At 65.5% G+C, this 13,011-nt stretch carries 11 protein-coding genes; 5 read left to right on the top strand and 6 right to left on the bottom strand.

The window, feature by feature from the left end; translation table 11 throughout:
- Window positions 1–2: 2 nt before the first annotated feature.
- Window positions 3–1,628 (bottom strand): DUF4139 domain-containing protein, encoded by a 1,626-nt coding sequence (locus tag AC1DZT_RS06000; RefSeq protein WP_478005702.1) that lies wholly within the window; start codon window positions 1,626–1,628, stop codon window positions 3–5.
- 117 nt (window positions 1,629–1,745) lie between these two features.
- Here AC1DZT_RS06000 and AC1DZT_RS06005 point away from each other — a divergent pair, with 117 nt between their 5' ends.
- The 3 genes from AC1DZT_RS06005 to AC1DZT_RS06015 all read left to right on the top strand — a co-directional run bounded on the left by AC1DZT_RS06005 (window position 1,746) and on the right by AC1DZT_RS06015 (window position 4,928).
- A complete protein-coding gene (locus tag AC1DZT_RS06005; RefSeq protein WP_478005703.1) occupies window positions 1,746–3,092 on the top strand; it encodes an aspartate aminotransferase family protein in 1,347 nt (448 codons plus the stop codon).
- Between the two features lie 79 nt (window positions 3,093–3,171).
- On the top strand, window positions 3,172–3,636 hold the full coding sequence (locus AC1DZT_RS06010) for a tetratricopeptide repeat protein (RefSeq protein ID WP_478005704.1): 465 nt from the start codon (window positions 3,172–3,174) through the stop codon (window positions 3,634–3,636).
- Between the two features lie 89 nt (window positions 3,637–3,725).
- Window positions 3,726–4,928, top strand: a complete 1,203-nt coding sequence (locus AC1DZT_RS06015) for an ATP-grasp domain-containing protein (protein ID WP_478005705.1) — start codon at window positions 3,726–3,728, stop codon at window positions 4,926–4,928.
- A gap of 57 nt (window positions 4,929–4,985) precedes the next feature.
- Here the strand turns inward: AC1DZT_RS06015 and AC1DZT_RS06020 are convergent, their stop codons facing one another.
- The 5 genes from AC1DZT_RS06020 to trhO all read right to left on the bottom strand — a co-directional run bounded on the left by AC1DZT_RS06020 (window position 4,986) and on the right by trhO (window position 9,952).
- Entirely contained in the window at window positions 4,986–6,008 is a 1,023-nt protein-coding gene (locus AC1DZT_RS06020; RefSeq protein WP_478005706.1) for an aspartate-semialdehyde dehydrogenase, read from the bottom strand.
- A gap of 111 nt (window positions 6,009–6,119) precedes the next feature.
- Window positions 6,120–6,743: a glycosyltransferase family 29 protein gene (locus AC1DZT_RS06025; protein ID WP_478005707.1), complete on the bottom strand. Its 624-nt coding sequence runs from the start codon at window positions 6,741–6,743 to the stop codon at window positions 6,120–6,122.
- Window positions 6,740–7,789, bottom strand: a complete 1,050-nt coding sequence (locus tag AC1DZT_RS06030; protein WP_478005708.1) for a glycosyltransferase family 4 protein — start codon at window positions 7,787–7,789, stop codon at window positions 6,740–6,742. The genes AC1DZT_RS06025 and AC1DZT_RS06030 overlap by 4 nt, the downstream gene beginning before the upstream one ends.
- 54 nt (window positions 7,790–7,843) lie before the next feature.
- Window positions 7,844–9,076, bottom strand: coding sequence for an MFS transporter (locus tag AC1DZT_RS06035; protein ID WP_478005709.1), 1,233 nt, complete (start codon window positions 9,074–9,076; stop codon window positions 7,844–7,846).
- Between the two features lie 87 nt (window positions 9,077–9,163).
- Window positions 9,164–9,952, bottom strand: a complete 789-nt coding sequence (gene trhO / locus AC1DZT_RS06040; RefSeq protein ID WP_478005710.1) for an oxygen-dependent tRNA uridine(34) hydroxylase TrhO — start codon at window positions 9,950–9,952, stop codon at window positions 9,164–9,166.
- A 100-nt stretch (window positions 9,953–10,052) separates the two neighbouring features.
- Between trhO and pncA the strand changes: the two genes are divergently transcribed.
- On the top strand, window positions 10,053–10,661 hold the full coding sequence (gene pncA / locus AC1DZT_RS06045; RefSeq protein WP_478005916.1) for a bifunctional nicotinamidase/pyrazinamidase: 609 nt from the start codon (window positions 10,053–10,055) through the stop codon (window positions 10,659–10,661).
- Window positions 10,662–10,722: 61 nt separating this feature from the next.
- Window positions 10,723–12,978, top strand: a complete 2,256-nt coding sequence (locus tag AC1DZT_RS06050) for a PAS domain-containing hybrid sensor histidine kinase/response regulator (RefSeq protein ID WP_478005711.1) — start codon at window positions 10,723–10,725, stop codon at window positions 12,976–12,978.
- Window positions 12,979–13,011 lie beyond the last annotated feature (33 nt).

Genomic DNA, 13,011 nt, shown 5'->3' on the forward strand with positions numbered 1-13,011 from the left:
GCCTACTCCACCTCTTTGCCCTGCGGCCAGGAGATCACGCTGTCGAGCTTGACCTCCTTCGTCTCCTTCGGGCCAAGGTCGAAATCCCAGGCGAGGATGCCGCGCTGGCCATCGACATCTTCCGTCGTGACCCCGGGATCGGCGGTATAGGTGATCTTGATATCCTCGGTTTCCGAATAGGGCACCTTATCCAGCAGATGGATGGGCCAGGCCTCGTCCGTCAGGTTTTCGACCTTCAGCACCGCCTTCTCCTCGATCTGGGTCGAGGAGGTGAAGATCCCCCGGTCGCCCTCGGCCCGCAGGGGCATGTCGCGGGTCAGCTTCAGCCCCTCGATAGCACCAAAGCCAAGGTCCACCTTGCCGCCGGGGGCCAAGGCCTCCAGTTCCGCGCCACCGACCAAGGCGCCGTCGCGGGTGAACAGCGCAGTGCCCGGCAGCAGGACTTCCTTCGCGGTGTTGGTCAACTTGGCGACCAGAAAGGCCGTTTGGTCATAGCGGGGCACGGCGACGGCCTGAATCTCGGGCGTGAAGGTCAACTCGTCCAGCGCAAGTCGAAGATTCTCGACGCCCGTGGCCACATCGACAGGTTCGGGATAGTGATAGACCACGGTGTCGCCCTGATAATTCATCCCAGCCGCCACGGTTTTCGACACCACGGGCGCGGGTTCGGCGGCAATCATCGGCTCCGCCGAGGACATGTCCTCCGCAGCCCCCGCGGCGAGCCCGCGGCTCGGCGGGACGAATTGCTTCCGCTCGGGGAAAAGCAGCGATGCGGTGGACCGTTCCCCGGGGCGCGCGGTGGAAAGGGTCAGATCGACCCCCGTCCAATCCTCGCCGGTCGCCTGACTGACCAGGACTCCGCGGTCCACCGTCAGCTTCGGTGCCTTGCGGTCGAGTGCCATGTAGTAGATCGGCAGCCAGGAGGCATCCTCCATGTAATGCGTCACGGTCAGATGGCCGCCCTTGCCCGTGCTGGTGACGGCGACCGAAAGGGCTGCGTAATCCTCATCCCCCATGGACAGGGCCGCCTCTGCGGCCTTGGCCTTGTCGAGCGCCTCTTGCGCGGTCGTCACGCCCTCCTGTGCTGCGGGCAGGCCAAGACTGGCGGCCTGCGCCGCCTGCCGTGCGGCCAGAACCTTGGTCTGCACCATGTCGGCGATCGCGGTCAGCCCCTCGGCCGTAGCCCCGGCCCCGTCCAGCTTCAACCCGGTCAGAAAGGCGATCTGGGCCTGCTGCGCCTCGACCTGGGCAGAGATCGCATCGACGGCGCCCTGCGCCTTGGCGAGATCGGCCTCCGCCGCCTTGACGCCGGCCTTGGCCGCCTCCATCGCCGGGGTGGTCGGCGCGGTGCGGGGCGGCAGGCGGTCGGTGCGCATCGCAAAGGCCCCCACGGTCGCATCCGGCGAGGTGAGGCGGAAAATCACCGGCGCGACCTTGGCGGGCAGATCGGTGATCAAAAGCTCATGCGCGCCGGGCGGGGCGTCGAAACTCACCTCGCGGGTGATCTGCGCGCCCTGCGGGTAGATGGTCACGGCGGTGATATGGCTGGTCGCCAGGACGGTATCCGCCCAAAGCGGCACGGGAATCGAAAGCGGGACAAGGGCCAAAAGGCCAAGGGTGATGCGCATGAAAATTCTCCTGTAATTGGCCTGAGCCTAGGCCCGCCGGCCCTTTCGGGCAAGCGGCTTTGCCCCCTTGCTGGCCCCGCCGCCGCCTGCCACTCTCCGCCCAAACAGGAGCCGACCATGCCGACCAGCCACGCCAAGACCGAACATCTCAAAGCCACCGACGGCCTGCCCAAGGTGATCCGCGCCAAGGGCAGTTACCTGTGGGACATGAACGGCAAGCAATATATCGACGGCTCGGGCGGGCCTGCGGTCTATTGCCTTGGCCATGCCAATGACGAGGTGAACGCCGCCGTCATGGCCCAGATGACCTCGATCGCGCATGGCTACCGCTACAACTTCACCACCGACGCGCTGGAGGAACTGACCGAGATCATCCGCGCCCGTTGCGGCGGGACGCTGCACGAGATGGTCTTTGTCACCGGCGGGTCGGAGGCGGTGGAAAGCTGCCTCAAGATCGCGCTGCAATACCATACCGCCAATGGCCAGAAATCGCGCCGCCGTTTCATCTCGCGCCAGCGGTCCTGGCATGGCAACACCCTGGGCGCCTTGGGGGTTTCGGGCTTTGCCGAAAGGACGGCGGCCTATGAGGGCGCCTTCATCCCCTCGATCAAGCTTTCGCCCGCCAATGACTACCGCCCGATCCTCGGTGCCACGCCCGAAACCCTGGGCGAGGCCTGCGCCGCCGAACTGGAGGCCGCCATCCTGCGCGAGGGGCCGGAGACCATCGCCGCCTTCATCTTCGAACCCGTCGTCGGCGCCGCCGGCGGCTGCGTTCCTGCGCCCGCAGGTTATGCCAGGCGCGTGCGCGAGATCTGCAGCCGTTACGGCATCCTGATGATCGCGGATGAGGTGATGTGTGGCGCGGGCCGCACCGGCACCTGGCGCGCGCTGGCCCATGACGGGGTGGAGCCTGACATCATGTCGGTCGCCAAGGGCCTCGCCGCGGGCTACCTGCCGCTGGGCGCCGCCATCTGCACCACGGCCGTCTGGCAGGTGATCCGCGCCCGCGACGGGGCCTTTGGCACCGGGCACACCTTTTCCGGCCACACCGCCGCCTGTGCCGCCGCGGTGGCGGTGCAGAAGATCATCGACCGGGAAGATCTGCTGCCCCGCGTCGCCGCCAACGGCCCCCGGCTGCAATCCTGGCTGGCCGAGGCCCTGTCGGGGGTCGAGGCCCTGGGCGACATCCGCGGCCGCGGCCATTTCATCTGCGCCGAACTGGTCGCCGACCGGGCCAGCAAGGCCGCCTTTCCCGCCGCGCGCCAGCTGGCGCTGAAGATTAGGGCGCAGGCCATGGAAAACGGGCTTGTGTGCTACCCGGTCAGTGGCAATGTGGATGGCGTGAACGGGGATATCGTGATTCTCGCCCCGCCCTACAATTGCAGCGACGCCGAACTGGACGAGATCGTCACGAAATGTGCGACCTCGATCCGGCAGGTTCTCGCTGGCGAAGGTCTGGCCTGAAGGCCGTCACGCAGGCTTGAAGCCGGAAATTTGCCGAACCACCGTATCATTCTGGCCAAGATCAACAAGGAGACTTCCGATGACGCATATTTTCAGCAGCTTTCTGGTGGGCATTCTGGCCATTTTCTCTGTCCTCGCCGCGCCGGTGATGGCCGCTGGCACCGACGACGGCAGCGCCGCCGCCAGCCCGACCGCCTCGGCCTATGACGAGGCCAAGGCCATGGTGAACGAGGGCAATTTCGCCGCCGCCCTGCCCAAGCTGATGAACGTGACCAAGGAAGACCCCAAGAACGCCGACGCATGGAACCTGCTCGGCTTCACCTATCGCAAGCTCGGCCAGCTGTCGGACAGCGACAAGGCCTATCTGACCGTGCTGAAGATCAACCCCAACCATCTGGGCGCGCTGGAATATCAGGGCGAGCTGTTCATCACCACCGGCAAGATCGACAAGGCCAAGGCCAACCTCGCCAAGCTGCAGGGCCTCTGCGGCAAATGCGAACAGGCCGAGGATCTGGAAAAGGCGCTGAAAGCCGCCGGCGCCTGAGGCGGAATTAACAAGGGCGGGATCGGCGCTTTAAACCACTCGTTCATTTTGCTGCGGTAGCCCTGAGGCACGCATCAGAAGGAGCGCCCATGCAGCATGCCGATCCCGCAGCCTTTCGCAGGCCCCTCAGCCGCAGCCTTGGCCCGGCTGCGATCCTCAGCCAGCTTTATGCGCAGGTCGATCTGACGCCGCTGGCGGCGCAGCTGATCGCCCGCGCCGCGGCAGAGGTCGCCGATCCCGGCGCCGCGATGGATCTGTCGACGCTGCTCATGGCGCAGGGCGGCGATCTGGCCGCGGAGGGGCGGGTGATGCAGCGCGCCGCCGTGCAGCTGCAGCCGAGTTACGAGGTGATCCACGGCGCGGGCACCGGTCCAAGGGTTCTGGCCCTGGTGACGCCGGGCGATTTCATGGCCAATACGCCGATCGACTTCCTGCTGGCCGGGTCGGATGCCGTGCTGATCCAGCATTTTGTCGATGAGGCGACCGAAACCCTCGACGATCTGCCGCCGCATGACGTGATCTTCATGGCGGTCGGCGAAGGGCCGCAGAACGCGCCGGTCCTGGCCAACCTCGCGCGCCTTTTGAAAGACCATCCCGGCCGGGTGATCAACAACGCCCCCGCCCTGATCGCCCGCCTCAGCCGCGACCGGGTCAGCGACCTTCTGGCCGAGGTGCCGGGGCTTCTTTGCCCGCAGACCCGCCGCGTCAGCCGCTTCATGCTGATCGCCGCCGTCCGGGCGCGGCGGTTCTTCGACTTTCCCGCGGTGATCCGGCCGCTCGGCTCGCACGCCGGGCAGGGTCTGGCGAAGGTGGAGACGACCGAGGATCTGGAAGCTTTCCTCGCCACCCACCCGGGGGAGGAGTTCTTCACCGCCCCCTTCATCGATTATCGCGGCGCGGACGGGCTTTATGCCAAGGCGCGGGTCGTTCTGATCAAGGGGCAACCCTTTGCCAGCCACATGGCCGCGTCGCCGCATTGGATGGTGCATTACCTCAATGCCGCGATGGAGACGAACCCCGGCAGGCGTGCGATCGAGGCGGCCTGGATGGCGGATTTCGACACCGGCTTTGCGACGCGCCACGCCCAGGCCTTTGCCGGATTGGCCGAGGCGATCGGCCTCGATTATTTCGGCATCGATTGCGCCGAACTGCCGGACGGGCGGCTTCTGGTCTTTGAACTCGATGTCGCGATGATCGTCCATGACATGGACAGCGCCGAGGTGTTTCCCTACAAAAAACCCGCGATGCGCAAGCTGTTCAACGCTTTCGTCGCGGCGCTGGAGGGCGGCTGAGGCCAAGGAAAAAGGCCCCACCTTGCGGCAGGGCCTTGTCCAATCACTCCGGCCGGTTCAGCCCTTCTTCAGGACCTTGCTGCCCAGAAGTTCGGCGATCTGCACCGCGTTCAGGGCCGCGCCCTTGCGCAGGTTGTCCGAGACGCACCACAGCGACAGGCCGTTTTCGACCGTCGAATCCTGGCGGACGCGGCTGATATAGGTGGCATATTCGCCGACGCATTCGATCGGCGTGATGTAGCCACCCGGCTCGCGCTTGTCGACAAGCAGGATGCCCGGCGCCTCGCGCAGGATGTCCTGCGCTTCCTGCCAGTCCAGCGGCTCTTCGAACTCGATGTTGATCGCCTCGGAATGGCCGACGAAGACCGGAACCCGGACGCAGGTCGCCACGACCTTGATTGCCGGATCGAGGATCTTCTTGGTCTCGGCCACCATCTTCCACTCTTCCTTGGTCTCGCCCGAGTCCAGGAAAACGTCGATCTGCGGGATCACGTTGAAGGCGATCTGCTTGGTGAACTTCTTCGGCGCCACTTCCTGACCGGGGACGTAAAGGCCCTTGGTCTGGTCCCAAAGCTCGTCGATGCCTTCCTTGCCCGCGCCGGAAACCGACTGGTAGGTGGAGACCACGACGCGCTTGATCCTGGCGCGGTCATGCAAGGGCTTCAGCGCCACGACCATCTGCGCGGTGGAGCAGTTGGGGTTGGCGATGATGTTCTTGTTCTTGTACATGAAAATCTGATCGGCATTCACTTCCGGCACGATCAGCGGGATCTGGCTGTCGTAGCGGTAGAGCGAGGAGTTGTCGATCACGATGCAGCCCGCCGCCGCGGCCTTGGGCGCATAGATCTTGGTCGCCTCCGACCCCACGGCAAACAGGGCAATGTCCCAGCCGGTGAAATCGAAAGTCTCAAGGTCCTTGGTCTTGACGGTCTTGTCGCCAAAGCTGATTTCAGTGCCCAGCGATTTTCGCGATGCCAGCGCGGCAATCTCGTCAACCGGGAACTCGCGCTCGGCGAGGATGTTCAGCATTTCGCGGCCCACGTTGCCCGTGGCACCCGCGACGACGACCTTATAGCCCATCGGGGTTCTCCTTCATGTCAAAGACGGTTGCGCCTTAGCCTATGCGCGCGGGGGGCGAAAGGGGCGAATGGGGCAAAGCGCCAACTCTCCGCTGCCGCAGGGATTATTCCGTTAAAGCGGAGGAGACTTCAGGGTAAAGCGCGGGTCGCGCGCCATCAAAGCCTCGACAAAGCCGCGCTCGGCGGCAAAGTCATGCGGCACCTGCGCCGCCGTCCTGCGACCGGAGAGCGAGAGGCTGGCGAAGAAATCGAAACCGTAAAGCGCAACAGAAGTGGCCGGGCTGCGCGAAAGCATGTCGATCATCATCAGCCCGGTGGTCGGCGGCGCCTGCAACAGCGCCTTGAGCCGGAAGAAATCTTCCCGAGGCGGCAGGGCAAAGCCGGGATGGCTGGCCACGTCCCAGGGCAGCCGCTTGCGCTTGTGCGACATCCAGAGCACGAGGCGCGGGTTCAGCCGGGCAAGGCTTGCGGCGTCCAGACTGGTGGCGAGGCACAGAACATCGGTGCGGCTGCCGTGACTGGCAACACTCGGCATCGGTGCGCGGTTGATCCGCAGGATGAGGTCGGCGGCGTCGATCTCGGCCCCGAACTGCGCCTTGCCAAGGCTTTGCGCATTGCCGACCAGCGCGATCCGCCCCTGCATCTGCGCCAGAACCTGCGCCATGGGCAGACCCATCGCGGCCAGAGGCGCCTCTTGCCGGAAGGTCCGGGCGAGGTAGAACCCCAGCCGCGTCACGGCTGTTCCAGCATCTGGCGGTAGATGCCCACCAGGGTCGCCGCCTCATCCTCGATCCGGTGGCGGGCCAGCACATGGGCGCGCGCCGCCTCGCCGCCCGAGGTCAGAAGGGCGGGATTGTCGATCCAGACCGCCAGCGCCCCGGTCAGCGCCGCCGCATCCCCCGCTGCCACCAAAGAGCCGACCTGCGGCGTGATCAGCGTCTCGAAAGCGCCGACGCGGGAGGCGACGACGGGAACCGCACAGGCCATCGCCTCCAGGGGCGTCAGGCCGAAACCCTCCCACCGCGCAGGCGCCACGAAAAGATCCAGCGCCTGATAATGGCGCACCACCTCGGCCCAGGGGATCTCACCCAGGAAACTCACCCGGTCGGCGATGCCGGCGGCCTTGAGCCTGGCAAGCTGTTCCTCGTGGAAGGCCTTGTTGTCCTCGGTCACCCTTCCGGTGAAGAGGATACGGACCTTCGGGCGCGAGGGCAGAAGGGCGCAGGCGGCATCGACCAGCAGATCGACACCCTTTTGCGCGCGGACCCGGCCGAAACAGCCCAGAACCACCGCATCCGGCGCAATCCCCAAGCTTTCGCGCAGGGCGGCCCGGTCGGCGGCGGGGTGGAAAATCCCGGTGTCCACGCCATGCATGACCACGGTGGAGGGCACTTTCAGATAGGACTTCGCCCGCTCGGATGTTGCCACCACGCGGTCCATCTTCGCGATCATCCAGCGGGTGAAGCCCTTGTGATGGCGCTGCGCGGCCGAGGTGAAAAGCAGCCGGAACCTGCAGAGGAACAGATGCCGAAGGATCAGGCCCAAGGCCATTTCCGTATTGCGCCGCGCATGCCAGACCCGCCAGCGCCTGCGCGACAGAAAGGGCAGGCGCCACAGCGGGATATGCGGCACCTCGGGCGGCAGACCCGGCCCGGTCGCGACAATCCCGATCATCCGCGCCTGGATCGGGATCAGCCGCACCACCGTCGCCGTCACCCCCGACAGGCGACGCTTGAGGTTGGGGGCGATCACCTCGATCGGGCGGCTTGGGGCTTCGGTCATGGCATCCTCGGGCATTTCCCTCGCGATAACGGAAAGCCCGGGGCTTGGGAAGCGTCAGGCGGGGACGGCCACCATCCGCTCGCGGATCGGCAGGTGGATCAGCGCCGAAAACGCCCCGACGCCGATGCCGATCCACCAGACCATGGTGTAATCCCCGGTCAGGTCATACATCCGCCCGCCGAGCCAGACGCCAAGGAAGCTGCCGATCTGGTGGCTGAGGAAGACGAAGCCATAAAGCGTCCCCATGTAGCGCAGCCCGTACAGATGCGCGACGAGGCCCGAGGTCAGCGGCACCGTCGCCAGCCACATCGCCCCCATCACCGCCGAAAACAGCAGGACCGACCCCGGTGTCATCGGCAGCATGATGAAAAGGACCGAGGCGATGGTCCGCCCGGTATAGATCCCCGCCAGCAGGTATTTCTTCGAATAGCGCTTGCCCATCAGCCCGGCGAGGATCGAGCCCGCGATGTTGAAGAGCCCGATCACCGAAATCGCCACCGCCCCCAGGATCGAGGTCGAGGAAATCCCGATCCCGGCCAGAATCCCGGTCGGATCGATCGCGCCGCAGCGTTCGGTGACGAAGGCCGGGAAATGCGCGGTGATGAAGCCCAGCTGATAGCCGCAGGAGAAGAACCCCATGAAAATCATCGCATAAGACGGGTCCTTGAAGGTGCGGATCAGGACGGTGCCGAGGCTTTCCTCCAGCTCGGCCTTGCTGGCCATCGGCGCGCCTTTCAGGAAGGGCAGCGCGAAAAGTGTGACCAGGATCACCACGGCGAAGATGCCGAAGACGGTCTGCCAGTGGTAATGCTGCAGCAAAAGCTGCGCCGTGGGCGCGCCCACCACCTGGCCTGCCGAGCCCGCCGCCGTGGCGATACCGAGCGCCAGGCTGCGATGCTCGGGCTTTGCGGCGCGGCCGATAATGGCGAGGATCAGGCCGAACCCGGTGCCCGCGATGCCGAAACCGACGAGAATCTCCAGAAGCTGCATCGTGCCCGGCGTGGTGGCAAAGGCCGACAGCACCAGCCCCAAAGCGTAAAGCAGGGCGCCTGCGATGATCGCCTTGCGGTCGCCGAACTTCTCACCCAGCGCGCCGAAGATCGGCTGGCCGATGCCCCAGGCCAGGTTCTGCACCGCAATCGCCAGCGAGAAATCCGACCGGGGCCAGCCAAACTCGGCCGCGATCGGGATCTGGAACACGCCGAAACTGGCGCGGATCGCAAAGTTCAGCAGCAGAACCGCGCAGCCTGCGATCAGGATCGGGGTGAAGATCGATGTTTTCGGCATGGCGCGGCCCCCAGGAGCGGGTGGAATGTCGGGCGAAACTGGCGCTGTGCGCGCGCAGGGTCAAATTCTAATTTGTGACCATTACAATCAAGTTTTGGGGCCACAGTCCGGGCAATGCGCGCCGTCAAGGAAAGGATGCCCGCAGGCCCGGCACATCCGCGCCGTGCCTTGCGCCAGTCCGTGGCCCACCGCGACCCGGGCATCAAAGACGAAACATTCGCCCTGCCAGAGGCTTTCCTCCTGCGGAACTTCCTCAAGGTATTTCAGGATGCCGCCCTGCAGGTGGTAGACCTCGGGCACGCCCTCGCCCAGCAGGTAGTTGGTTGATTTCTCGCAGCGAATCCCGCCGGTGCAGAACATCGCGATCTTCTTGCCGGCGAACCTGTCGCGGTTGTCCTGCCACCATTTCGGGAACTCGCGGAAGGTGCTGGTGCCGGGATCAACGGCGCCCGCAAAACTGCCGATCGAGACTTCGTAGCCATTGCGCGTGTCGATCACCGCCACATCGGGGTCGGAGATGAGGGCATTCCAGTCCTGCGGCGCCACATGATGGCCGACGCGGGCCAGAGGATCGACGCCCTCGACGCCCAGCGTCACGATCTCGCGCTTCAGGCGGACCTTGAGGCGGGTGAAAGGGTTCGCCTCGGCCTGGCTTTCCTTCCAGACCAGATCGGCACAGCCCGGCAAGGCGCGGATTGCATCCAGAAGCGCATCAATCGCGGCGCGGCTTCCGGCGACCGTGCCATTGATCCCCTCACCCGCCAGCAAAAGCGTGCCCTTGATGCCCTCTTGCTGGCAAAGCGCCAGCAGCGGCCCGCGCAGGGCGTCGGGCTCCGGAAAGGGGGTGAAATGGTAAAGTGCCGCGATGATGATCATGGCCGCGCCTTAGTCCTTCGCGCCGCCCAACTCAAGAGGTGCGCCCGCTTGACCCCCGCCGCCCGCATGCCTAACCCTGATCCAGACTGTGGAGGACATGATGCGCCCAAGCAACGAAGCCCTGATCGTGATCGACGTGCAGAACGATTTCTGCCCCGGCGGCGCCCTTGCCGTGGCGGAAGGGGACGCGATCATCCCCCGCATCAACGCCTTGATGGACGAATTTCAGACCGTCGTCCTGACCCAGGACTGGCACCCCGCCGACCATTCGTCTTTCGCCGCGAACAACCCGGGCCACGCGCCCTTCACCCAGATCGAGATGCCTTACGGGATGCAGACCCTCTGGCCCGCGCATTGCGTCCAGGGCAGCACGGGCGCGCTGTTTCACCCCGATCTGCGCACCGATCCCGCACAGATGATCCTGCGCAAGGGCTTTCGCAGCGCCATCGACAGCTATTCCGCCCTGTTCGAGAATGACAAGAAAACCCCAACCGGGCTCGAGACTTACCTGCGCGGGCGTGGCATTTCCACGCTGACCTTCGTCGGCCTTGCGACCGATTATTGCGTGGCTTTTTCGGCGCTGGATGCGGGGGCACGCGGCTTTGACGCCAGCGTGCTGATGGGCGCCTGCCGGGCCATCGACCTTGGCGGCTCGCTGGCGGCGCAGGAAAAGGCGATGACCGCGGCCGGAGTCACTTTGCTGCCCTGACATTCAGCCTTCCTTAACCCTGCAGGCCTTAGGCTCCGCTCAGGACCAGGAAGGACTTGGCATGGCGGAGAGCCGCGACTTTCGCACGGAAGCGCTGATCGACCTCGCGCATTTCGAAGACCGGACAAGCCCGCGCGGCCGCCTTCTGCACTATGCGCAGGGTCGGGGCGCCGCTTTCTGGCAGCGTCAGATCGTGACGCTGTTCGGCGCGGGAATCATCGGCCTTCTGGAATCGCCGCCGCTCGGGATGGTGCTGGCGCTGCTGCTCCTTGCCGGCGAGGCTGTCGATGGGCTTTGCCTGCGCTGGGTGATCCACCGGCTGGAAGGCGGGGATGCGGGACCTTGGCCGCTGCGCGCGGCGGTGGTGACGGCCGGGGTGCAGTCGGCCACGACCGCGCTGAGTGTCGCGCTGATCTGGCGCAGCATCCCGCTGCACGAATCCCGCTTTTTTGCCGCCGCCTGTCTTGTGGCCGCCATCGTCAACGCGGGCCTGACCCGGCCGCATCTGCGCGTCGTGGCGGATGTGCGGCTGGCGCTCTACGCGCTGACCGGCTTTGGGCTGATGGCGCTCGACCTCGCCATGCCTTCGCTGGCCACATCGCAGGAATATGGCTTTTTCGCAGCGGCGCTGGTGCTGCTGACCTCGATCTCGGTCCTCTTCATCCGGGTGAGCGAGCGAAGTCATCGACGGCGACGGCAGAACGAATATGCGCTGCTGAAGCATCAGCACGAACAGGAACTGGCGCAGATCGAGCTTGCGAGGTCGAGCCAGGACAGCCAACGCCTTGCCCTGGTTGCAAGATATGCCAATGACAGCATCCTCGTCTCGGGTCCCGATGGGCGGATCGAATGGGTGAACGAGGCCTTTTCTCGCAGCACCGGCTATGCGCTGGAAGAGGTTTTGGGGCGCCTGCCGGGCGAGGTGCTCAATGCCCCGGAAACCGACCCGGACACCACCGCGCAGCTGGATCTGGCGCTGCAGCAGAACCGGCCGGTCCGGGCCGAGGTGCTCAACCGGTCCAAGTCGGGCCGGCTGTTCTGGGTCGAAACCTCGATCACGCCGATCTTCGACGACACGGGCCAGCTGCGCCACCGGGTTGCCGTCGAACGCGACATCACCGAAGCGAAGGAGCGTCAGGACGAACTCGCCCGCGCCCATGCCGCGATGGAAGAAGCGGGCCAGGCGAAATCGCGCTTTCTGGCCAATATGAGTCACGAGATCCGCACCCCGATGAATGGCGTGATCGGCGTGGCAGAGCTTCTGGCCGATACCAAGCTGAACCTCGTACAGCGCGAATATGTCGATACGATCGTGGACTCCGGCCGCCTCCTGCTGGAGATCATCAACGACATCCTCGACCTCGCCAAGCTGCAGTCGGGCAAATCCACGCTGGAAAGCCGGCCCTTCTCGCTCGAGGCGGCGCTGAACGGCATCCTGCGCATTCTCGAACCCGTGGCGGCGAAAAAGCAGCTGGAGCTGCGTCTGGTCCTGCCGCAGGACGTGACCGTTCTGGGCGACGAGGGCAAGCTGCGGCAAATTCTGCTGAACCTGGCCGGAAATGCGGTGAAATTCACCCGGGAGGGCGCGGTCACCATCACGGTTCATCCGCCCGGGGTGGAGAGTGACATGCTGCGGATCGATGTGGCCGACACCGGGATCGGCATTGCGCAGGATCGGATCGGGCGGATCTTCGACAGTTTCAGCCAGGCCGATGACGGCATCTCGCGGCAATATGGCGGCACGGGGCTCGGCCTGACGATCTGCTCGATGCTGGCCGAACAGATGGGCGGCGGCATCACGGTCAGCTCGCAGATCGGGCATGGCTCGGTCTTCACCCTGAATGCGCGGATGCCGCGCACCACGCGGGTCGCGCCGGGGGTGGAGCCGCGCAACGCCTCGCCGCTGCGCCCCGGCCTGCGGGTGATGATCGCCGAGGACAACCGCACCAACATGATGATCGTGCGCAAGATGCTGAAGGACCAGGTCGCCAGCCTGATCGAGGCGGAAAACGGCGCCCAGGCGCTTGATCTTTACCGGGCGCGGGCGGTGGATCTGGTGCTGATGGATGTCTCGATGCCGGTGATGGACGGGCTGCAGGCCACCCGCGAAATCCGCAATTACGAGGTGACCAAGGGCCTGCGCCGCTGTCCGATCGTGGCGCTCACCGCCAATGCCTTTGGCGAGGATCGCGCCGCCTGCTGGGCCGCCGGGCTGGACGGGTTTCTCGTCAAACCCCTGGCGCGCGCCGATCTTCTGGCCGAGATCGAGGTGCATTGCCCCTCCGACATCCCGCTGCGGCGCAAGAAGGGGCTTTGACCTTTCCACAGCCTTCCTGCCATAGTCTGCGCC

Source organism: Rhodobacter sp. P1_C2 (genome assembly GCF_056406375.1).